We start from the raw sequence: 20,822 nt of genomic DNA, 5'->3' as shown, positions 1-20,822 counted from the left end.
GTCCTTACTTGGTGATCGTGGTTTTGATGCCGACGTTGGTGACGATGGCGTTCACGACCGCGTCAGCGATCGCGGCGGGGTCGCTGGCAACCATGGCGGTCCCTCCTGCGGCCGTGGGCTTCGCGTTGATCGCGGCGAGGATCCCGGCGAGGTTCGTCACGGTCCCGTCCGGGAGTGTGAACTTCTGGTTCAGGACCGCCGCCGGCAGTGCGGTGCGGGTGGCGTTGTGGTTGAAGTCTGTGAAGCCCATGACCGTCTTGCCGGTGGTCTTCTGGCCTGTCTCAGCGCCGGTAACCGGGTCGCGGTAGGGCAGCGGTACGTCCCACACGGCTCCAGGGATGAAGGCCCTGGTGACATCGTGCATGGGCTGGATGACCTCAGCCACGCGGCCGGCGATCCAGTCAACTTCTTCTTTAGTCAGGGGCACGTCTTCCTCCAAGGGGGTGATCGATTGGCTTTGGAGCGTGATACCGCCCCGTTTCAGGTCAGGCATGGGGCCGGGGTCTGTGTGGGTGTCGCCCGGGGAGTGGCAGTGCCCGTAATGCCCGGCGTTGGCATTCCAGATCGCCGCGTCCCGGTTGTTCCCCTGCCACTGCGGGGCACCCATCGGCCAAACCAGCGGCACGCCGAGGGACTCACCCCAAGCCAGCAGGTCAGCGAACCCGACCAGCGGCGTGTCAGCGACCGTGTCATACCGGACCCCGTCAACCACGCAGCCGGGGGTGAAGAACACCTCTACCTGGATGCAGGCGGCACCGTCCTGGTTGTTGTACTTCAGCGCCCGCCCACCGACCGATGCTGGGTAGTACTGCTCCATGTACCCGGTGAACGGGTTCCACATGATGTGCGGGCAGTACTTCATCCGGGCCAGGTAATCGGCTACGGCACTGAACGCTGGCTGTGAGCCGTCCGGCTTCAGCTGGTCCCAGGTGATGTGCCAGACGAAACGGGGAGGCAAGGAAGTATCAAGGGTCACTCCACCGGGCTGTGGGCGCTGCAGCGCCCCGGGCATCCACTCACTCATGCGGTGCCACCCCTGTCACGTTGATCGTGGTCTTCGGTGCGGACAGGTGCGCGTCCAGCTTCTCTCCGAGCGCGGCGGTCGCCTTCTCCGTCCGGACCACCGCGTCCTTCACCGAGGAACCGTTATTGAACTCCACCTCATGCTTGATGATGGCGAGCTGGTCATTCTGGTGGGCGAGGGTTTCTGCCTGGGTGCGCTGCCCGATGGTCAGGGCGCTGATCTCCACCGCCATCTCCGGGAGCTTCTCCAACGCCCCGCCGATGGCCACGGCGCGCTTCAGCAGCGGCCAGCCCTTCACGAATGCCAGGGGCAGGCCGATGATCGCGGCGATCGCGGTGGCCGCGGCGCCGACGTTGACGATGAGCTGCAGTGTGGGATCCATCAGGCACCACTCGTCTGGTAGTTGATGCTGATCTCCATGTAGTCGCCGTTGCCGGCCGGGTAGCTGGCACCGCCGGGAGTCTGCACGGGGATCTGCGTGGTCCATACGGACGCGGTGGTGGATGAGCCTGCGAACACCATCAGGGGCCGGAGGATGCCGCCGGTGGTGACATGGAAGCCGGTGCCCAGGTTCGCGTTCTCATTACCGCCGATCGGCAGGCCTGTGGGCAGTGGGCAGTACACGGCCCCGGTGCCCATGGTCGCGGCGGACCCGAACTTAGCCCGGGACCGGACCGTGACCCGGTCCCCGTCCACCCAGTACGTGCCGGTCAAGGACCCGCCCGTGCCGAAGTCCGTCACACCGGTCCAGATCGGCGTATACGTGGTCCCGAACCCGGCCCGCCACACTGTGCCGTTCCACGTCTCCAGACGGTTCTTATCCGTCCGCCACACCACGGTGGGGACCGGCAGAACCCCGCCGGGGGCGGTGGCCGCCAGCCCGTCACGTTCCGTCGCGGACGCCACCGGGATGACGACGTTAGCCGAATCAAGGGCGGCCCCGATGTCCGGGGTCAGGCTCCACGGGTCCACCCCCGCCGGGGTTTTCGTCTTATTCCAACGCGTCACACCAGTCATTACCGGCTCCAATCGATGAGTAGTTGCCCGGAGGCAGGGTCTGCTGGTTTGCCGACGAAACTCAGGTACGGGTCACCGGAGATGGAAATACCGCCACCAGCGATGAGGGTGGCGGCGATGGTTGTGGGCAGGTCTATGAACCCGTCCCCGGGGCCGGGGTTCCACCCGGCCGGGATCGTCACATCAGTGGGGCCACTGACCCGCGTCACGTCCCCTCCCGGGCGTAACGCGGAGGTGTGTGCGTACAGGTGCAGGGTCAGGGCGCTGTTGTAGTCGCCCACGGTGCGGCGCTGCGGGACCCGGAACCGGACCCGTTTGATCGTCGCCCCAGCGAGCTCCGCCATGGACGTGCCGTAGAACCATGCCCCGGTGACCACGTTCGTGGTCCCGTACACGGTGCCCTGGGTCACGATGCCTCCGTAGGGGCGGATCGAATCCCACCCGCCGCCGGACCAGTATGTGGCCGAGTCAACGGCCGGGGCGGGGAACGTCCCCGAAGACGCCGGGGCCGGTGGTGGCGTGGTCCCGGACGGTGTGGTCCCGGTCGGGGCGGCAGGCGCCGGGGTGACCCCGACCTTGCCGATCGCGGTCACATCCTTGCCCTGCCAGAACAGGCGCACCCGGTCCCCCACGGTAGGGGTGTAGGCGGCCAGGAACGTCGCCGTGTAGTCGGCGCCCGCGGCGGTGACGGTGATCGTGTCAGACCCGCCCGGCACGGTCGTGACCGTGCCCTCCCGGGGACCGTCCGGGCCGACCCGGCCCACGACGACGTTCTGCGCCGGGGCGTCAGCCTTGACGATCTGCGCGATGAACACCGGCTCCCCCGGGGCCGCGTACACCCCGGAGGGCCACGCCGCCGGCTGCGGCAGACCACCGATCCGCACATTCGGGTAGGTGTCAGCGTAGCCGGGGACGAGTTTCACCCCGTCGAACGGGTCCGGGACCTGCTCCGCGAGGTTCACGCCGCACCCCTCACGGACAGGCCCACAGCCTGCACATCGGCCAGTGCGCAGTTCACGGTCAACTGCATCGGGTCAACCCCGGTTGCGGAGCCCTTCAACTGCACCGCGGTGACCAAACCGTCCAGCGGGTACGCTGCCCCGTTGATGGTCGGTTGCGCGACCCGCACCCAATCCCCGATCTGAATCCCCGGGTGCGGTTTGCACAGCACCGTCAACGGCAGCGTCTTCAACACGGCCGTGTTGTTCAGGTAGGTGTTCGCGTCAGCTTCCACACCTTCCTGGGTGGTGGCGATTGCGTTGTGCCGGGCGATCTTCCGCCCGAACGGCCCATCCCAGCGCAGCGGCCCGGCCGTGACCGTCGCCAGTGCCCGGATCTCCACGGACGGGTCGTTGGAGGTGGACACCACCCCGTTGATCAGGTCCGCCCGGGTCTGCCGCCGGTTCAACGACACCAGCGCCCCGCCGTCCCCGCCCTGGATCGTCCAGACCGGCGCGGACTGGGTCAGCGGGTACACCTCCAGGGAGCCGTTCCCTGTCATCCGGTACCGGCAGTTGATCACCCGGACCAGGTCCTGCACGGCGGCCAGCCGGTCATCCTTGTACACGATGGTGGACGGGACCCCCGCGTCCGTGACCCCATCGGCCACGATCACCGGGCAGATCCCCGTCAGCAGCCGCCGCACCTCTGACAGGACCGTCGCCCCTGTGGGCGGGGCTTCCGGGGCGATGAACCCCGAATCCTGCACCAACAGGGTCAGGTCGGAGAGCCCGACAGGGATCGACGCGCCGCCGGACACCCACGTCAGCTTGGACCCGACCAGCCGCCACTGCTCCGTTGGCTGGTTGTCCGCGACGGTGAACCAGCCAAGGTCCACGGCCTCATCCCCGCACCGGAACGTCAGCAGCAGCCGGGACCCGGCGGCGGAGAGCGGTTCATCGAACCCCCACGGGGCGAGCCGGCCCGTGGGATCCGCCACGGTCACGGACGCCTGCCCTTGGATCAGGGTGTTGTCCGCCCCGTTCCAGGTGGCCGACCAGGTGGAGATCGGTAGCTCCGGTTCCCGGAGGATCCCGTCGTACCATGCTGCGGCGGTGACCCTGGCGTCCGGGGCCGACCCCGCGATGGCGTCCAGCATTGTCGAGGAAATCGGCCTCATGCGTTCCTCCTAGAGTGTGCTGAAGATGAGCGGGTTTTTCTGCCAGTCCAGGTACGTTGTCGCCGCGGCCTTCGCCTGAACCTGGTCGTACGTGTAGCCGGCCAGCAGTTGCTGGACCTGGTCGTAGGTGACGGACCCGGACACGGCAGCTTTCAGGACCGCCGCGACCACGTCCCCGGTCACCGACCAGTAGCGTTGATGCTCACCCGGGAGGTGGGTCGTGAACGGGACTTGGACGACGTCGCCCACCAGGTACGCGACGGCCGGGACCCCGACCATCTGGGGGAGCGGCCGGACGAGCAGGATCGGTGTCTCATCGATCAGTGTTTCCATGACCGCGGCGTCCGCTTCGGTGATCGTCCGGATCTGGTAGGCGACCCCCGATGAGGCTTGGCGTTGACCGCCGAACACGGTGGGCTCCGGGGCGCCCAGCACCTGCATGGTGCCGGCGTTCGCCTTGTACGTGAACTGCTTCAGGGACTTGTGGTCCAGTACGGCGGTCCCGACACTGTCCCGGGCGAGTCCGAAGCGGAGGGACTTCTCTGGCTGAAGCGGGTCCTGCAACCAGGCGTAGGCGCTGGGCAGGGTGACCGTCGCGGAGGTGACGGTCACCCCGTTGACCAACAGCGTGTAGGTGATGGGCCGGTTCGTGGGGGCGGCCCAGTCCATGTCCACGACGGAGTCAACGAACTGCCGTGCCCGCCACCCGGGGACCGTGACGGTCCGGCCCTCACACAACCGTTGCAGGGTGAACACCGTGGTGGATGTCACCCCGGAAACGGTGACCCTCACGGCGGGGGGTGTGCCGTCCACGGGTTCGAGTTCCAGGGTGATGGATCCGCTGGTGGCAATAACAACGGTCATCGGCGCATCCCTCCGATCTGGCGGGCTACGCCGTCAAGTTCCTGGTGGACAATCTGGACAAACCGCGAATCGACCGCTTCACCGCCGATCATGACCATGACATTCACCGGTCCGCTGTTCTGTTCCGGCCAGGACCCGGTCCGGTTCGCTTGGAGCAGGTTTCCTAGCCCCAGGGAGTCCACCGAGGACCGTTTCATGACAACCTCACCGGGGGTGAGCATTGCCGGGACCGTGTCCGTCCCCGAGGGACGGAATGGCACCCCGCCGCCGCCGGCCCGGTACAGGACCTCACCGCCGTCAGCGCGCTGGGCTGGGTTCAGCGCGGTCATGGACGGGTCATCCGGTGATCCGCCGCCGCGAACTTGGGTGGTGATCGCGGTGATCTCCACCGTCCGGCGCCGGGTCAGCGCCTGCAGGGCGGCTTCCGCCGCCGACGTGTCCACGTCCAGTTTCGTGGGCGGCACGCTCTTGGGGACCTGCAACAGCTTGTCGATGTACTGCTCCACAGCCGTCTTGTCCACACCGTGCGCCACCGCGTTGTCGATGATCTGCTGCCGCATGGCCGCCATCTGGCCCTTAGCCTCAGCGGTTGAGTTCGACAGCCCGCCGTTGGCCTCCACCACGGCCATGAGCTGTGACACCTGGGTGTTCAACTGGCCGCGGAGGGCGACCGACGCGGCCGACATGTCGTTGATGCTGGAGGTGGTGAACGTGATCTGCTTGCCGGTCTTGTCCACGTGCGTGCCCATGTTCGCCAGCGACGAGTCGAAAGCGTTCTGCGCCTGGGCGGCGGAGATGGCCTTGCCGTTGAGCCCGTCAAGGGTCATCTTCAGCAGCCCGGCAGCGTCGTTCTCCAACTGCATTTTCAGGGTCGCGTCGGCGGTGGACTGGGCGTTCTTGTCCTGGGCGTCCTTGGCCGCCTGCAGGGCCTGCACCGTGGTGCCGAACGCGGTGGCCTGCATGCCCAGAGCGGACGTCTGCCCCTGCACGGCTTCCGTGGTCGGGCGCAGCATCTCGTTCAGGAGCTTCTGCTTATCAAGCTGCTCCTGCACGGCCCCGGACGCGCCAAGGACACTGTTCCGCATCAGGTCAACGTCCGCGGAGAGCCGCTTGTTCTGCTCCGACGCGTACGCCCCACCCGAGGTCCAGTCGATGATCTTCTTGGACGCATCATCGGTGACGTTTTTCACGGCCTCGATGGCGGTCTTGTTGCCGATCGCGGCCTGCTGCACGGTCATCAGGGACAGCCCGAGGCGCTGCGCGGCTTCGGCGGCCCCGGTGTCCACGAGTTCCTTGGCTACCTGGGCCTTGACGTGGTCGCCAATGGCCAGGTTGTCGTCTTTCAGGGCCTGGGTGTAGTCGCGGAGCGCCTCAGTGCCTTTGGAGGTGCCGAGCGCGGAGGTGGCCGCCATGACGCCGATCCCGGCGATCGCGGCGGTGAGGATACCGACCACGGGGACGGCGAGGTTCGCCATCACCCCCGTGTACCCGATGGCCTCAGCCACGGCGATGATCAGGGTGGACACGCCAGGGGCGAACGCCATCCGCAGGGCAGGGCCGAGCAGGGTCGCGGTCGTCACGAGCCCGGCGAGGACCGGCAGGGGAAGAGCGTTCAGCCCGTCCGTGAGCCCGTTCAGCAGGGTGAGCATGACCGGGCCCAGCGGGGCGAACGCAGAGAGGATGTGGCCGCCCGTGATGACCAGGTTCTCCAGCAGGTGCATCACCGAGGGCAGGTTGTCCATGGAGTAGACAATGAAGTCGTTGAACCCGGACGTGCCGTTGAAGGAGAACAGCCAGGTGACAAACTTGCCCAGCTCCGCTTCACCCATCTGCAGCAGCGGGTTCATGGTCCGCAGCCCGTCCAGCACGCCACGGAGTGCTGTGCCACCCATCTGGCCCAGCGCGATGGACCCCTGCCCGATCATTTGGGTGAGGAACGGCATCCGGGAGTTGATGTCCCCCACCATGTCGTTGAAGGATGCCAGCATGGCGTTCGCGCTGGTGCCGGCGAGGGCGTTCAGGTCGCCCTTGATGCCCTGCAGCCCGACCGCGTAGGTGTTCCCTACACTGTCGCCCACCTCCATGGCGTCCTTGATGCCCTTGAACGCCAGCACACCGGAGAGGCCCATGACGCCGAACCCGACAGCGAGGCCGGTGGCGGCCCCGGCGATGGGGGCGGCGGCGGCAAGGATGCCCGGGGCGAGGGCTAGGAGGACCTGCAGCCCGGACACCCGGTCACGGTTGGCGTGGACCCCGGCCTTCGTGGACTCGGTGTTCTTGTCCTGCTCCTCCGTGTCCCGTGCGAGCAGCCCGGCGTGCTTGGCCTGGGCGTCGGACTCCGCGTTCGTGGCCCGGGTCAGGGCCAGCCGTGCCGACGCGGCCTGGGCAGAGTCCTCACCGTACTTCTTGGTGACGACGTCCAGCTTTTCCTGGGCGATCGTGGAGCGCTGGAACGCGATGTCCAGGTCCCGCTCCGCCTTCTGGACGGCCTCCAGCTTCGCCAGGGCCGGGCCGACATTGGCGTCAACCTTGACGGTGGGCTCCAGGGCACCGACTTCCTTGGCCTCCGCTTTCGCTTCGGTCATGCCCCGCTTGAAGTCGGAATCATCAACGGTCAGTTTCGCGTCGATGCTGCCCGTGGTCGTCGTACCCATGCCTCACCCTTCCGGTGGTTGCTCTGTTACTGGTTGGGTGGCCCGCCACAGCCGGGACTGGTCGGTCGCCAGGAGCCCGGCGACCAGGTCCGTAAACTCGTGCCAGGTCACCGGGTCGCGGTGGAGCCGGATGCCGTACAGGTGGGCGAAGTCAGCGACGATCAGGACCCAGTGGGAGAGGATGCCTTCCCACGTGAGGCCCGAGCCCTCTTCGGTTTCGTAGTAGTCCCAGAGCCCGGTGGCGGGGTCGTACTCTCCGCGGCCGGTGGGGTCGTTGGGGCCTGTGTGAGGATCTTCGTCAGCTCCTCCAGCACCGCTTTTGGGACGCCGTTCTCCCAGACCTGTTCGGCGGCTTCACGGCCCTGCTGGTAGTCAGCGATCCCGGCCCAGAGGGCCCGGTCGATCACGGCGAGGGGGACACCGTCGTCCAGCATCTGCTGGCGGGCGTCACCGAGGATGATGGTGGTCAGGTCGGCCAGGGAGAGGTCTTCGCCGCCGTGCGCTGCGGCGTGCATCCGGAGCCCGTCCTGCAGGCTGATGATGGGGAGGGTGTAGTGCTTGCCGCGGGCCGGGATGACCAGGGGCCCAACGATTTCTTCGTACGGTCGCAATGCCATGTGAGTGTCCTTGCTGTGAGTGGGGTGTGAGTGGGGGTGGGGCCCGGCCGGCGCACTCACAACGCCGGCCGGGCCGGTCTTAGCTACGCACCACGTGTGTAGGCATACGCGGTGGAAGCGCCGGCGGCGTTGGTGACGGTGATGTTCGCCGCACCAGCGGTACCGGCGGGCATGACCGCCTCAATGAGGGAGTCGCTGATGACATCCCAGGTGGTGGCGTTCGTGGCACCAAACTTGACCCCGGTGGTGGAGACGGTGCCGGTGAAGTTCGCACCCTGGATCCGGACCAGGCCACCCACGGCGACACCGGACGGGGTGGCGGTAGTGATCACGGGGACGGCGGCGGCGTTGTACGGGTTGGCGATGTCGGAGAGGACACCGTCGCCCTTGAACGTTGCGGTGACTTCCTCAACGTCGGCCACACCGGTCTTGGACTGGTTCCACTCGATCAGGGCCCGGCCCGACTTGGCCCCGGCGGCGCCGTTGCGGTCGTAGTAGCGGATGTACACGCGGGCGGCGTCACCGAACTGGAACTGTGCGGCGCGGACGAGCTCCTGGCCCGGGTCGAACACCCCGGCCGTGGTCGGCCGGTTCGCCTTGATCGTGACACCCCAGCCGGTGAGGGTCTTCTCGAACGAGTCGAACCCGGCGTTGTCATAGGTGGCGGTGGACTGGGTGGTGGAGTTCTCCTGCGGGGAGAAGTCCTGGATGCCCTTGAACGGGACCCAGGTGGTGCCGTCGTTCGAAACATCAACTTTAAAACGGCGCGCCAGAGAAACTGACATGGTTGCCTCCTACGGGGCTTTTGTGGGCATGAAAAAGCCCCGCAGAGGTCTACGGGGCTAGAAGGGGTGGGCTATTCAGTTATGGGCGTTGGGGGTTACTTCCGGGCGGGCTCCGGGGCTTTCCGGACCGTGCGGGCCGCCAGCAGGTCGATGGCGGTGGCGAGCCGGTACACGCCCACGATCACCTGGTACGCGCCGATGAGGGCGAGGACCAGGCCGACCCACAGCATGATCCCGCCGAACACGGCCACGACACCGCCGATCACGCCGAGGGCAAGGCCGGAGGTGAGGTTGATCGCGGAAGGCTGTGGTGTCATGCGGGTCAGTCTAGTCCCAACCACCGTCCGGGCGGTTGGTTGTGGGTGCATAATCCAAATCGATATAGAAATGATCCACACGTTCCCAGCGGCGGGAGGCGTCCTGCCCCATGGGGACGGACGAGTTCCGCAGACACTGGATGATGTGAACGGACCCGAAGGTCTGGTCCTTCAACCCGTGGAGCAGGTCGAACACGGCGTCCCCAAGGTCATCCACGTCCAAAGGGTCGCCGGCCACGCCCCGGCACCGTGCCTGGACGAGGACCATGCCCATGGGAATCATGACCTGGTCCGTCATCGGCACCGCGGTCAGGACGATGGCCCGGTCCGGGGCGGACGGCATCGACTTGAACACGATCGCCGTCTCATTCGGTGCGTACCCCCCGGTGAGGCGGTACACGCCGATCCCGGAGTCAGCGATCATCCGCGCCAAGCCGGTGAGGAGGTCGCGGGCTGTGGAAGACGCGCCAACAGTGACGGGCATCGGTTCCCCTTTCGTGGGGTCAGTCTAGGACGGCGCGTAATTCGGTGGCAACGATCTCCAGGATCTTTGGGGTTTCTTGCACCAGCGGCTGCTCCAGGTAGAGGGCCTGGCCTTCCTCGTGACGGAGGTCCAGGACATAGTGCTGATATCTGGCGTAGGGCCCCGGGTAGTATACCTTCGCCCCGTTGGGGATGGGTTCCACGGAGGCGGAGGCCCGCAGGTCGCCCGTCTCGATCGGGGTCTTGGACACGGCGACTTGCCGGAGGTGTTCCATCGCTTTGAACGTAGCGCCGGGGAGCGCTTCGCGGACGGCGTCGGTGATCTCGTCAAGGTGGATGCTGAAGCTCTCACCCATCAGTACATGTCCCAACGTGCACCATGCTTGGCTCTGCTGGGAGCCGGGTCGTCGCCTTTAGCTAGCGCAGTCTTAGTGCGGCGACGCTGGCTTCGGTGCCACCGATTAGCGAACTCGTGGATCCCTGACCATACGCCACCGGTCCTATGCCACGGCGTTCCGTTGGCATGCTGTATACGAGCCGGCGCAGTCTTGTCTGTCTTGCCCATAGCATCTCCTCATATCGGCGGCTCAACCGTTCAGTTTACTTCAGGTAGATAGCGGCGTGGTCCGGGAGGCCGAGGCCGGGGGCGTCGTTGGTGTTCTGGGCGATCACGTACGCGGTGCGGTCCCCGGTGTTGACTTTGGAGTCGGGGGTGAACCGTGCCCCGTCCGCCACCGCACAGTAGAACGTGGAGTTGGAGACAACCTGCTGCCCGTCCGTGGCCCGAACCAGCTGGATCTTGCCCTCCAAGAACCCGTTGACTGTGGCGGGGGTGTTGTAGGTGTCCCCGAACGCACCCGCCCCGGTGTGGGTTTCCACGGACACGGTGTGGACGTAGAAGTCCTCGATGCCGCTCACCCGTACATCCAGACATTGGAGTCCATCAGGTTGTTCTCCACCAGCTTCCGGACCGCCGCCGGGACCAGGGTGGTGAGCGCAGCGGCCCGTGCCTGCGCGGCCGTGCCGGCGTCGGCGTAGGTCAGGTGCGCGGTACCGATGCTCTTCTGTGAGGCGACGGCCGCGACCTGCACCCCGCCCAGCAGCGGGTCGATCCCAAGCGCGGCCCACGCGGCGGCCTGGATGCACGTGGCGTCGTTCAGCACCTTAGCCACGGCCGGGTCGGTGGGGAGGCCCGTGGCGGGGTCGGTGGCGTAGTAGGAGGACCCGGACGCGGACAGCACCAGCGATGTGGCTTCCCGCAGCAGGACGGCGGCGTTGTCCGGTGCCGGTTTCTGTGTCCAGGCGGCGAGGTCCGCGGGCTGGGCGAGGGAGTCCGGGACGATGATGTTGCCGAACAGACCGGCCATGGTGCCTCCAAAGAGTTGAGGGGGTGGGCCGCACGTGGTGTGCGGCCCACCGTTGTGCCTATTCGGCGGGGGTACCTTCGGGGGTGCCTTCCGGCGCTGCGCCTTCGGAACCGTCCGGGTTGCCTTCGGGTTCCTGGCCGGCGCCGAAACGCTCAATCAGGTCAGCCTTCGTCAACGCCTCAGCCTCATCCGGCTTCAGGCCCTGCACCACAGCCCAGCCCACCCATTCCGCCTTCACAGCGTTCAGGGCCGGGCGGGACTCCGGCAGGGCCGGGACACCCTCCGGCCGGTCACCCTCCACAAAGGGGGTGCCGTCCGGCTGAACCCGCCGCAGGTGACCCTTGGCGAGCTTGTCAGCGATCGTCTCATGCAAGGGCAGGGACAGTTCGAAAATGCCCCCGCCCTCACCGAGGATGTGGACCGTGTCCGTCATCGGCGGTTCGTCCGGAACGCGGTGACGTTACCGGTGAACCCGGCCTGCAGGTCCAGGCTCACGGAGCCGTCGTTCTGCAGGAACCGGGCGGACTCCGCGGGGGAGATCCACACGGTCGCGCCGGCACCAACCGAGACGGTCAGGTCGCCCTGCCCGGACGATTCAGCGAGCGGGAACGTACCGGCCCGCAGGATCGCGTTCAACGCCCCGGCGGTGGTGTTCTTCACCCGGATCGCCAGGACTTCCGGGCGGGTACCGGTGATGGTGTGCCCGTTGGTCGGGTCGGCGGTGGTGCCTGCCGGGTCCGCCACACTGGCGGCGGTCGTCAGGTCTGTCAGGGGTACAGCGGTGCGTGCCATGGTTCAAGGCCCTTTCGGTTAGGAGATGGTGACCAGTGCGCTGGCCAGGAAGTCGGGGCGCACAAGCTTGCCGCCGTACAGGACCAGGCCCTTGACCGCGTCGGAGAACGAGTCCTGCGGGCGGTACGCCTCCACCTTGTTGATCTGCTCAGCGAAGGTGTACGCGGCGTTCGTGCCGGCGATGGTCACGTACTCCGAACCCGAGGTGTTCGGTGCGTTGTTCGTGACCATGATGTCGAACCCGGCGGCCCGGCCAACGTGACCGTTGCGCAGACCCTCACTGGTGCCGGACTCGTTGACCTTCACGAACCGGGCATCACGGAGCAGGGCGCCGTGCGCTTCGGGGCGGACGTTGATCCAGCGGCCCTCAGTGGGGACGTTGGCGAGGTCCAGTTTGATCTTCAGCGGGACCAGGACCTTGTCGTAGAAGTCGGACGGGGTGTTCGCCGCGACCGTGATGGAACCGGCCTGGTTGGCGGTCTGGATGCCCGTGTACATGCTGTTGGCAATGTACTGGTCGATGACGTCAGCGAACCCGTAGGCTGCTTCGTTCATCGACTGGGGGATGACGTTGCCCTTGGCCTGGCGGGCGTCCACGTCGTCCACCGCGAAGGCGAAGAACTTGGACTGGTCCACGACCAGGGTGCGCTGGGAGTCGTTGACCTGCTCCGGGGTGATCTTCGTGCTGTTGGGCACGTAGTTGGAGATGGTCGGGCGGCCGATCGAGGTGATGCGGACCGTGTCGCCCGCGGCCGAGATCTCACCCTCGTAGTCGCGGTTGATGCAGTTGCCGTAGATCAGGTTCTTGCGGGTGGCGACCAGGAGGTTGGCGGACCAAATCTCCGGGCGGAAGTTCAAAATCGACACGATGGTGTCCTTTCAAAGAGGGGAGTTTTACCCGAGGAGATTGCGAAGCAGGCCCTTCGCTTGGGCCTCCACGATCTGCTCTGGTGTCATGGTTTTGAGCTGCTGCTCAGTGATTTGGCCTTGTTCCCCGGTCCCGCCGGAGAGTTCAACGCCGCTCGCTGCTGCCGCCCGGGCTGCTTTGAGTGATTGGTTTGCGGTGACCGCTGCCTTGATGGCGTCGGCTACCGCGTCCCCGTCAGTGGGGTCCAGCCCCTTGACGGAAGTCATGAATGAGTTGGAGTCCAGGAGTTTGGCGGGGTCGGCTCCGTGGGCGCTGGCTGCCTTGTAGATGGCGAGTTCCCGTGCCCGGTCGGCGGCTTCCTGCTGCGCTGTGGTGAGCTGGGAGGCGAGGGCGGCGGGGTCGGGTTTGGCGTCGTCCGGGGCGTCCGGGTTGAGGGCCTTCAGGATCGAGTCCAGGGTCTTCTTCGCTACCCGTTCGTCGCCGTCCGCTTTGCGGAGGTCGTTGATGAGCTTCTGGGCTCCCGGGGGGAGGGATTCGACCTTGCCGTCCCAGTCCACGGCCTGGGTTGCTTCCTGCCCGGCCGGTTCCGTGCCCTGGGTTTCGGTGGCGGCGGTTTCGGTCGCCGCTGTCTCCGTACCAGCGGCTTCCGTGCCGGTCACTTCGGTTCCTGATGCTTCGCTCATTGCTGTACTCCTGTGAGTGAGTGGGTTTCAAGCCAGCCCAGCGACTCGAACAAGCGTTCGAAGTCGCCCGGGGTGACGAGTTCGGGGATGTCCGGGAACAGGTGGAACCCGGCCAAGGTGTAGATGTCATCGGAGAGCTGCGAACAGTTCTCGTTCGGGCGCCGTGCGAGCCATTGGGCGACCCAGCCGTCCACCTTCCGGCCGGTGATGCGCTGCCAGAGGAGGGGCCCGTAGATGGCGTAGTTGTAGGGGCGGCCTTCGTAGTCGGCGGCGGCGTCCCGGATGAGGTCCTGCTGTGCGGTGGTGAGCCCGAACCGGGACCAGACCAGCGACGGGTAGTCGGTGATGGGCCGGTAGCGTGCCCCGCCCGGCTCAGCCGAGATGCATACCGTCTCTGACACGGCGACCACGACGTGGTGGGTGTGGGAGCGGGTAGCCCATTCGATGCACTTGCCGACCCAGCCGGTGGAGTGTCGGCGCAACCCGATCTGACCAGTCAGCATCAGGCGCACCAGTCAGGCAGCGGAGGCAGCGGAACCGTCTGGCCGGCCAGTTGGTGGGTGGAGTCGCCAAGGAACTGGATGTGCCCGTTGGTGACGAACGAGTGGCACCGTGGGGCCATGGTGACGTTCTCAGGGGCTGTCAGTGCAGGAAAGTCCAGATCCTCGTTGATGAGCTTCTGCCGCTCGTACACCAACACGGAGGGCTGGATTGTCAGGGTAGGGCCCACCCCAGTGACCTGCCAGTCATCGCTGACCATGTGGAGGTCATCGCAGCCCGGGCACCAGAACTTTGTCATCATGATGGTCTCCTAGGTGTTGGCGGCGTTGAGTTGTTCCCGGTGCCGGCGCCGCAACAACCCGGTCCGGGCGGTGAACTCCCGGATCCGCGCCTGCCCCTCCCGGACCTCCCGCATAGCGCGGGCCTTATCCAACGGGGTGAGCGCCGCTGCCGCCTGGAGCTTGGAAGCCCGCACGGCGCGTTCGAGGTGGCGGAGGGTTTGGGTGTTGCGGTAGTTCAGTTCATCCAGCGCCGTCCATTGATTCGTGCGGAGCAGGGTGACGCCGGGCAGGTACGCGGTGAGGGTGTGCTTGCAGTTCGGGTGGAACAGGCCAGCGGCGGTGGCTTCCTCGATCGTGGCCGCCACCTGGAAGGTGACCGTCCCGTCACGTGCGGCGTGGGGTTCGGTGACCTCACCCGCGCCCCGGTCCGCCAGGACCTTGCCCTCCCACGGGGCACACAGCCCGCAAGGTCGGCCGGTCGTGGAGATCGTGAAGTAGTCGATCCCGGCCAGGGTCAGCCGGTCACGATGCGAGGCGTTGTACGCCCGCTGCGTGGCAGTCCGCACCGCCATCTCCACATAAGACGTCAGGTTCCACTCCCTGCCTGCTTTGTCGGTGAAGCCGGTGACGCCGCGGGAGACGAGTTGCCGCCACGCCTGCGCCTGCGCCTCACCCGGTGTCGCCTTGGGCCGGAGGATCTGCTCCGCCGCCGCCGCAACCGTCGCGGCACGGTAGGCGTCATCCGCGAACCGGGCAATCCGTGACGACGCCGCGGTGAGCCGGTGTTCGAGGTCCTGGCCCATGAGCCGTGCACTGTTGATGTCGTGCGGGAGCAGCGGCAGGACGTCCCCGGCGGTGAGGCGGGAGAGTTCCCGTGCTGCGGAGGTGTTGCCGTTCCGTGCCGCCGTGTCGGTGACTTGTGCGGCCATGGCCCGTGCCCGTGACCTCACCATGGCGGTCGTCCGTTCAGCCTCACGGCGGAGGTCCGCGTACAGGCTACTCATGGCGGCGGGGCCGGCGGCGAGTGCCGCCCGCACCAGGTCAGCGGACCGGGCAATCAGCCCCTGCTCCGCGTCGGTGTAGACGACGAGTACCGCCGCGGCTACGGCATCGACCGTGACGGGCAGACTGTCCTGTTCCTGCTCCATCACGACCCCCTTACATGAATTAGCCGCCTATGCCGTGCTGTGGCTTCTGCTTCAGTTCGGCGTGGAGCTTCTCGTTCTGCTTCCCGAGCCCGCCACCACCCTGGGACACCGGGGGGATATCCGTGCCGCCCATGAACATCGGGTCCGGCAGCGCACTGGCTGCCTTCTGCTCCCGGATGAGTTTGATCTCTTCCTGGATCTGTTCCTCATCCCAGTCCGGGTGCAGCATCCCCACGATCACCTCATCCGAGGCCGCATCAGCGGCACGGAGCGCCTGGATCGTCTGGGACAGGGTCAGCATGGACTCCTGCACGCCTTCAGCGATGGCGCAGTCAATGTCCACACCGTCCGGGGCCGTGTTGTTGTGGAACAGGGCACGGTCCACACTCAGGAGCTTGGCGAGGACGTCCTGCAACGCGGGACGCCAGAGCCGCCACTTCCTGTCACGGGTCAGCAGGGAACGCTGCTGCTTCGCCTCCACCTCAGTGGCCGTCTTGGTGGGCCCGCCGCCCTCGTAGATCCCGAAGGTCTCCGCGGAGTACCCGGCCATCTGCAGGATGTTCATCGTCAGGTGGGAGGCGGTGTCCTGGTGTTCCGCGACCCGGATGTTGAACTGGACCTGCTCGATCTGGTCAGAGAGCTTCATGTCCCCACCACCGAGCATGTTCATGGACGCGTAGGCTTCCTGCTCCGCGTTGAACGCACTGCCCTGACCGGGGCCCACGTTGTTGAGGAGGGCTTTAGCGACCATGATGCGGGCCTTGCCGAGGCGGACGTCACGCATCCACGACGTCATGGTCTCATCCAGGGCGTCCATCAACTGCTCGACCCCGTCAAGGTCGGACCGGCCGAGGTTGCGGCCGAGCTGGTGGGTGCGCCACCGCCGGTTGGGGGTCTGGTTCGGCACGTACACCACACACAGCCTGTCGGACTCGGAGGAGATCATCCCGAACGCGTCCACCAGTGTGGCGAGGGGCGCGGTGGCGGGCTGCTCCGTCAACGGGATGGGGTGGCCGAGCTTGTCCTCCTCGCCCTCATACAGGCCGTGGAGGATCACCCCGGTCCCGTCCGCCAACGTTTCGTGGCGTTCAAGGTGGCGGTAGACGCGTTTCCCGTCACGGGCGACGACCTGCCAGAACGTGACCGCCGTCATCTTCCCCCAGGAGAACTCCGGGATGGCCTGGTCTGCGTCTACGTGGGTGAGGAACGGCTCATCCCGGGTGGACTGGTCCCATGCGACACGGAGGTACACGCCACCAAGGGCCGCGCACACCTCAGCGGCGGAGACGAGTTCGGCGTGGAAGTGGTCATCACACAGCGCGTCCAGCCGGTCCTGTGCGTCCTTGTTCTCCGAGGTGATGGTGATCGTGTCCGAGAACAGCAGGTCAGCGGAGGCTTGGCAGAGTTCCGCCGCGATCGGGACGTGCAGCTTCACCCTGCGGTCGGGACCACGGGAGGCTTCGCCCCAGAACCAGCGGGTCAGGGCACGGCCGACCGTGGCACGGAACCCGCCATGATCGGACGCGAAGAAACCGGTAGCGGACGGGTCGGACCCGGTCGCGCCACCGTACACGGACGAGAGTTGGTCGGTGTCGCCGGAGTACCAGGCGGACCACACCCCCATGGAGGGGAGGATACCGGTGAGTTGGGTGGGGGGCCATGACTGGCTGGTGCTGGGCAGAGCCACTACGGCCTCCTACAGGTTAGGTGCGGTCAGGGATGCAGACGTTGCTGAGCTTCTTGTAGGTGTCCACGTAGGCCTCCTGCTTGGCCCCGTTGTAGGTGACCTCCCAGTAAGCGCCGTCCCACACATCGGTGCTGACCAGCGCCTTCCAGTTGCCCAGGGCCTTACAGAACCAAACCACGTACAGTTCGTTGGGGATGAACTGGTGATGCGGGTACTCCACGGTGATTACGGCGTCCTTGGCCTTGCGGAGGAACTGGTCTGCGTCTTGCTCGCTCATGGCTTACTTCCTTTGGGTTGTGAGTGTTAGGCGGCGAGTTCTCCCCGCCACAATGATTCAGTCGTCACCACCGCATACCGGCCCGCATCCATCGAGTCGTCAGCACGCTTCACCGGCTCATCCACGCCACGCTCCGTAGCCTTCGGATCCCACACATAGTCCGTGACCTCATTCGTCCAGCCCGTGCACCGGTCCGTGAAGACCAACTGCCCGCGCTGCAGGAGGGAGGAGACGATGCCGATGCCGTAGGTGACGTCTTTCCTAGCGCCTTGGGTGGCGAGGCCGTCCACGTAGAGTTCCTGCCGGAAGTCGGCGGCGGCCGTGTCAACGACCACCCACTCAGGGGTGAGCGCGGTCTGTTCGGGGTGGTGTGGTTGCTTCAGCCAGTCCCGGACGGTCTTGGACTGCTGCGAGGGTGACTTCCGCAGACTGTTCACCGCGACGTCGATGCGGAGCTCATCCATCATGTACAGGCGCCGGTCGTAACCAAGCCCCAGCAGCATGACGGAGGTGGCGTGCTGCGTACCGTAGTCGATCGACGCGCACAGGACCCGCTTGATAGGCGGCAGGCGGTCCCAGGGGATCACGTGCCGGGTCGGGTCCCACATGTCGTAGACCGCACCCTCAGCGTTCGTCCACAACCCCCGGATCATCCGGTCATAAAACACCCCGGTGTAGGAGGCTTTCATGTCCGCGATGTACGCCGGCCCCGGATCACCACCCTCAAAGTATTGGGGGTTGTCGTCCATGGTGAAGTGGAAGACCACCATGTTCTTCGCCGCAGCCTGGAGGATCCAGTCGAGCCGGAGCCAGTGACGGGTGCTGCCCGGGTTGGTGGTCGCGAGGCAGCGGGCGCCGGCCACACGGAGCCGGGAGATCAGCATCTCCCAGAACCCGGGCGGCAACAGTGTCGCCTCATCCACGTACGCGAGTTCGACGGTGGAGCCGCGGATCTTCTCCTCAGACCGTGAGTCGTTCGCACCCACCAGGTGCACCTCACGGCCGAGGATCCAAGCCGTCCCGGAGCCCTTGGTGTGGATGATCTGCTTGGACAGCTCACCGAAGAGCCGGTCATCCATGAGGGGGGCGAGGATGTTCCGCTCAATCGTCTGCAGCGTCTTACCCACGATGATGACCAGACCCGTACCCCGGGTAGCCCGGACGGCGAAGAGGAACGCGAACAGCGAAGCGATCGTCTTACCCGCACTGACCGCACCGACCCAGAGGGCGATCTTCGCCGAAGCGGACTCCACCACCGATGAGACTTGCTTGAACGACAGGGGCGGGGGCGTCACTGCCCCGCCTCATACACCGTCCGGAAACCCTGCATCAACCGATCCACCACAGAATCAGCCGCAGTAGCACCATCACTGGCCGACTTGTCGTAATCCTCCAACCGCGTAACCGACGTCACCGCCGTAGACACCGCCGAAATGATGTTCTTCTTATCCGTAAACGTCGGCTCCGCCAGCACATGTTCCTCGTACGTGTTGTCCTTGCCGCCAAACGCATGCACCAGCGCCGGCTGCCACAACTGGGCCCGGAGCTTATGCGCATCATCCAACAGCAGGACCGCCAGTTCGGCACGGCGACGCTTCGCATACGCAGACGCAGCCTCAGTCCCCGCATGCGCGATAGACACCGAAACCGTTTCGACACCCGTTTCTTTGGCCCATCGTGTGACGGTGCCTTTGGGGATGCCGAGTTTCTTCTCTACGGCTGTGGGTCCGTCTGTGTGGTAGAGGGCGAGTGCTTCGTCTCGTTGCTCTTGGGTGTACTTGGCGGCTGGCACACGCTCTCACCGCCTCAGTCTGCTTTGATGTAGCCGTCCGGGTTACCCCAGTACGTGGGCCCGTAGTAGGTGCCTTGGTCGTTGTCTACTTTCGCCCCGCATTTACCGCAGGTCAGCCACACACAGTTGGGGCTGGTGCAGTGGAGTCGGGCGTCACGCATGGACGCTGTACACGCTGGGCAAGCGTCGATGCGGTTCCCCCTTTGATTGGAAGATCTACTTGCGCGCCGCGGTGACCCTTTGGGGTTTGCTTGTGTGTCGGCCGTGCGTTCGATCAGCTGGCTACCGTGGATTCGAACCACGAACCGGCGCATTAACAGTGCGCTGCTCTGCCGTTGAGCTAGTAACCATTGCACCCAACAGCGGCCACGTTGTCTCGACGTGACTTGATGGGCGTTGCCCGGTGGAAGTCGGGCGTTGTGCCAGGCCCCGCCGTGGTGCACCGTGGCGGGGTCCAGCGTTGCCATCCTCGTAACCCCGGGATAGCGCAGGGAGATCAGTTTTGCGAGTGGCTGAACATCTCGGCACGCAAGGCCGCCGTTGCCTGCTCTGCTTCCGCGAGATAAATGGGGAAGCCCCGCCGTTACTGGGGGCCGGCGGGGCTTCAAGGATCACGAATAATGGGGTCTCAGCCAATAATCGCAACACTAAAAACATAATACCCAATAAATGGGAACTTAGCTAGCTTTTCTTCCCATGTCGTCAAGATTATTTGGAGCGACTTTCCGACCGGATGGAGTCTGCCAGTAGGCGTGCATGACAGCGGCCGCCGTGTACAGGTTCCCCTCTACCGGCACGAGCTGGCCTTTCTTGACCCACCACTCCACCCGTGTCATCGGAAGTGTGGCGTGCTTGCCCTGTTTGAGTGCCCGGAGGATCTGGGGGAGTGGCGCCCGAACATGCCAGGCGTCCGCAAGGAGTTGCTGCTGGCGGTCGTGGATGTCCACCGTCGCCCCGCAGGTCCGGCAGCGGGCGTGGGTTTGGCCCACAATGGCTGTGACCTCGTCCGGGCAGCGTTCGCCGTTGATGACGGTTGGGCATCTGCCGGCGCTGATCTTGTCTGCCGCCCGGTCTGTTGCCCGGCGTGCGGCTTCCATGGCTTCGCCCAGTTCGTCCAGGAGTTCGTACGCCCATTCGGCCAGCCGTACCTTCTCGATACGGGAGAACAGGTATGACGCGACGTCTTCGGTCTTGACCAGAATGAGGTACGTCCGGCCTTCCAGTTGGATGGCCCAGCCGGTGAGGACTTCGCGGAGTTGCTCGTACTTGTCCAGGGCGTCAAGGCTGAGTGGGGGCTTGGACCCTGATGGGCCTCCGCCGCCGACACTCTGGGCTCCTTTGTCCTGTCGGGCGATGGAGACCCGCAGGTTCGCTATGACGTTGTCCACTTCGGCTAGGTCTTGTTCTATCCGGGTGGTGTGGTCGTGGCAGAGTTTGACGTTCGTTTCCCCAGTGCACGCGCCGCAGTCGCTCATACCACAATGATACCGGAACTTCCTAAGAGTTCCCTAGTTTTGGGGGTGTCGTGGCCGGTGTTTTGCTGGTC

The 20,822-nt window shown here is 65.8% G+C and carries 26 protein-coding genes and 1 tRNA gene; all 27 read right to left on the bottom strand.

Features of this window, described 5'->3' with window-relative positions:
- Positions 1-4 precede the first annotated feature (4 nt).
- The 27 genes from NIBR502771_RS02290 to NIBR502771_RS02160 all read right to left on the bottom strand — a co-directional run bounded on the left by NIBR502771_RS02290 (position 5) and on the right by NIBR502771_RS02160 (position 20,751).
- Positions 5-1,024 carry a hypothetical protein gene (locus tag NIBR502771_RS02290; protein ID WP_141158289.1) on the bottom strand — a complete coding sequence of 340 codons (1,020 nt, stop codon included), beginning with the start codon at positions 1,022-1,024 and terminating at the stop codon, positions 5-7.
- The gene (locus NIBR502771_RS02285; RefSeq protein WP_141158288.1) at positions 1,017-1,406 is read right to left on the bottom strand and encodes a hypothetical protein; all 390 of its coding nucleotides are present in this window, start codon (positions 1,404-1,406) and stop codon (positions 1,017-1,019) included. The genes NIBR502771_RS02290 and NIBR502771_RS02285 overlap by 8 nt, the downstream gene beginning before the upstream one ends.
- Positions 1,406-2,041 (bottom strand): hypothetical protein, encoded by a 636-nt coding sequence (locus NIBR502771_RS02280; protein WP_168225712.1) that lies wholly within the window; start codon positions 2,039-2,041, stop codon positions 1,406-1,408. Before NIBR502771_RS02280 ends, NIBR502771_RS02285 begins: the two co-directional genes overlap by 1 nt.
- Positions 2,041-3,003: a hypothetical protein gene (locus NIBR502771_RS02275; protein WP_141158286.1), complete on the bottom strand. Its 963-nt coding sequence runs from the start codon at positions 3,001-3,003 to the stop codon at positions 2,041-2,043. The genes NIBR502771_RS02280 and NIBR502771_RS02275 overlap by 1 nt, the downstream gene beginning before the upstream one ends.
- Positions 3,000-4,160 carry a hypothetical protein gene (locus tag NIBR502771_RS02270; RefSeq protein WP_141158285.1) on the bottom strand — a complete coding sequence of 387 codons (1,161 nt, stop codon included), beginning with the start codon at positions 4,158-4,160 and terminating at the stop codon, positions 3,000-3,002. Before NIBR502771_RS02270 ends, NIBR502771_RS02275 begins: the two co-directional genes overlap by 4 nt.
- Positions 4,161-4,169: 9 nt before the next feature.
- On the bottom strand, positions 4,170-5,024 hold the full coding sequence (locus tag NIBR502771_RS02265; protein WP_141158284.1) for a hypothetical protein: 855 nt from the start codon (positions 5,022-5,024) through the stop codon (positions 4,170-4,172).
- Positions 5,021-7,678 (bottom strand): hypothetical protein, encoded by a 2,658-nt coding sequence (locus tag NIBR502771_RS02260; RefSeq protein WP_141158283.1) that lies wholly within the window; start codon positions 7,676-7,678, stop codon positions 5,021-5,023. Before NIBR502771_RS02260 ends, NIBR502771_RS02265 begins: the two co-directional genes overlap by 4 nt.
- Before the next feature lie 161 nt (positions 7,679-7,839).
- Positions 7,840-8,295 carry a hypothetical protein gene (locus NIBR502771_RS02255; protein ID WP_141158282.1) on the bottom strand — a complete coding sequence of 152 codons (456 nt, stop codon included), beginning with the start codon at positions 8,293-8,295 and terminating at the stop codon, positions 7,840-7,842.
- A gap of 83 nt (positions 8,296-8,378) precedes the next feature.
- Positions 8,379-9,080 (bottom strand): phage tail tube protein, encoded by a 702-nt coding sequence (locus NIBR502771_RS02250; RefSeq protein ID WP_141158281.1) that lies wholly within the window; start codon positions 9,078-9,080, stop codon positions 8,379-8,381.
- A gap of 95 nt (positions 9,081-9,175) precedes the next feature.
- A complete protein-coding gene (locus NIBR502771_RS02245) occupies positions 9,176-9,397 on the bottom strand; it encodes a hypothetical protein (RefSeq protein ID WP_141158280.1) in 222 nt (73 codons plus the stop codon).
- A 10-nt stretch (positions 9,398-9,407) separates the two neighbouring features.
- Positions 9,408-9,881, bottom strand: a complete 474-nt coding sequence (locus tag NIBR502771_RS02240) for a minor capsid protein (RefSeq protein ID WP_141158279.1) — start codon at positions 9,879-9,881, stop codon at positions 9,408-9,410.
- Positions 9,882-9,900: 19 nt separating this feature from the next.
- Positions 9,901-10,236 carry an HK97 gp10 family phage protein gene (locus tag NIBR502771_RS02235; RefSeq protein WP_141158278.1) on the bottom strand — a complete coding sequence of 112 codons (336 nt, stop codon included), beginning with the start codon at positions 10,234-10,236 and terminating at the stop codon, positions 9,901-9,903.
- A 244-nt stretch (positions 10,237-10,480) separates the two neighbouring features.
- On the bottom strand, positions 10,481-10,798 hold the full coding sequence (locus NIBR502771_RS02230; protein WP_141158277.1) for a hypothetical protein: 318 nt from the start codon (positions 10,796-10,798) through the stop codon (positions 10,481-10,483).
- Positions 10,795-11,247: a hypothetical protein gene (locus NIBR502771_RS02225; RefSeq protein WP_141158276.1), complete on the bottom strand. Its 453-nt coding sequence runs from the start codon at positions 11,245-11,247 to the stop codon at positions 10,795-10,797. The genes NIBR502771_RS02230 and NIBR502771_RS02225 overlap by 4 nt, the downstream gene beginning before the upstream one ends.
- 58 nt (positions 11,248-11,305) lie before the next feature.
- Positions 11,306-11,680 carry a hypothetical protein gene (locus NIBR502771_RS02220; protein ID WP_210411301.1) on the bottom strand — a complete coding sequence of 125 codons (375 nt, stop codon included), beginning with the start codon at positions 11,678-11,680 and terminating at the stop codon, positions 11,306-11,308.
- Entirely contained in the window at positions 11,677-12,039 is a 363-nt protein-coding gene (locus NIBR502771_RS02215) for a hypothetical protein (protein ID WP_141158275.1), read from the bottom strand. The genes NIBR502771_RS02220 and NIBR502771_RS02215 overlap by 4 nt, the downstream gene beginning before the upstream one ends.
- 18 nt (positions 12,040-12,057) lie before the next feature.
- Positions 12,058-12,906: a P22 coat protein - protein 5 domain protein gene (locus NIBR502771_RS02210; protein WP_141158274.1), complete on the bottom strand. Its 849-nt coding sequence runs from the start codon at positions 12,904-12,906 to the stop codon at positions 12,058-12,060.
- Between the two features lie 27 nt (positions 12,907-12,933).
- The gene (locus NIBR502771_RS02205) at positions 12,934-13,590 is read right to left on the bottom strand and encodes a hypothetical protein (protein WP_141158273.1); all 657 of its coding nucleotides are present in this window, start codon (positions 13,588-13,590) and stop codon (positions 12,934-12,936) included.
- A complete protein-coding gene (locus NIBR502771_RS02200; protein WP_141158272.1) occupies positions 13,587-14,093 on the bottom strand; it encodes a hypothetical protein in 507 nt (168 codons plus the stop codon). The genes NIBR502771_RS02205 and NIBR502771_RS02200 overlap by 4 nt, the downstream gene beginning before the upstream one ends.
- Entirely contained in the window at positions 14,093-14,392 is a 300-nt protein-coding gene (locus NIBR502771_RS02195; protein ID WP_141158271.1) for a DUF6527 family protein, read from the bottom strand. Before NIBR502771_RS02195 ends, NIBR502771_RS02200 begins: the two co-directional genes overlap by 1 nt.
- Before the next feature lie 9 nt (positions 14,393-14,401).
- Complete coding sequence (locus NIBR502771_RS02190) at positions 14,402-15,520, bottom strand: phage minor capsid protein (protein ID WP_141158270.1); 1,119 nt, start codon at positions 15,518-15,520, stop codon at positions 14,402-14,404.
- Positions 15,521-15,539: 19 nt separating this feature from the next.
- A complete protein-coding gene (locus NIBR502771_RS02185) occupies positions 15,540-17,207 on the bottom strand; it encodes a phage portal protein (protein WP_141158269.1) in 1,668 nt (555 codons plus the stop codon).
- 16 nt (positions 17,208-17,223) lie between these two features.
- Positions 17,224-17,484 carry a DUF6275 family protein gene (locus NIBR502771_RS02180; RefSeq protein WP_141158268.1) on the bottom strand — a complete coding sequence of 87 codons (261 nt, stop codon included), beginning with the start codon at positions 17,482-17,484 and terminating at the stop codon, positions 17,224-17,226.
- A gap of 26 nt (positions 17,485-17,510) precedes the next feature.
- Positions 17,511-18,779, bottom strand: a complete 1,269-nt coding sequence (locus NIBR502771_RS02175) for a PBSX family phage terminase large subunit (RefSeq protein ID WP_141158267.1) — start codon at positions 18,777-18,779, stop codon at positions 17,511-17,513.
- Positions 18,776-19,276, bottom strand: a complete 501-nt coding sequence (locus NIBR502771_RS02170) for a hypothetical protein (protein WP_141158266.1) — start codon at positions 19,274-19,276, stop codon at positions 18,776-18,778. The genes NIBR502771_RS02175 and NIBR502771_RS02170 overlap by 4 nt, the downstream gene beginning before the upstream one ends.
- A gap of 278 nt (positions 19,277-19,554) precedes the next feature.
- Positions 19,555-19,626: transfer RNA gene (locus NIBR502771_RS02165), tRNA-Asn, on the bottom strand.
- Positions 19,627-19,953: 327 nt separating this feature from the next.
- The gene (locus NIBR502771_RS02160) at positions 19,954-20,751 is read right to left on the bottom strand and encodes a hypothetical protein (RefSeq protein WP_141158265.1); all 798 of its coding nucleotides are present in this window, start codon (positions 20,749-20,751) and stop codon (positions 19,954-19,956) included.
- Positions 20,752-20,822: the final 71 nt, after the last annotated feature.

Origin of the sequence: Pseudarthrobacter sp. NIBRBAC000502771, from assembly GCF_006517215.1 — a bacterium.
Taxonomy (GTDB): domain Bacteria; phylum Actinomycetota; class Actinomycetes; order Actinomycetales; family Micrococcaceae; genus Arthrobacter; species Arthrobacter niigatensis.
Note: the sequence above shows the minus strand (reverse complement) of the source record. Positions and strands in the feature narration are given on the sequence as shown.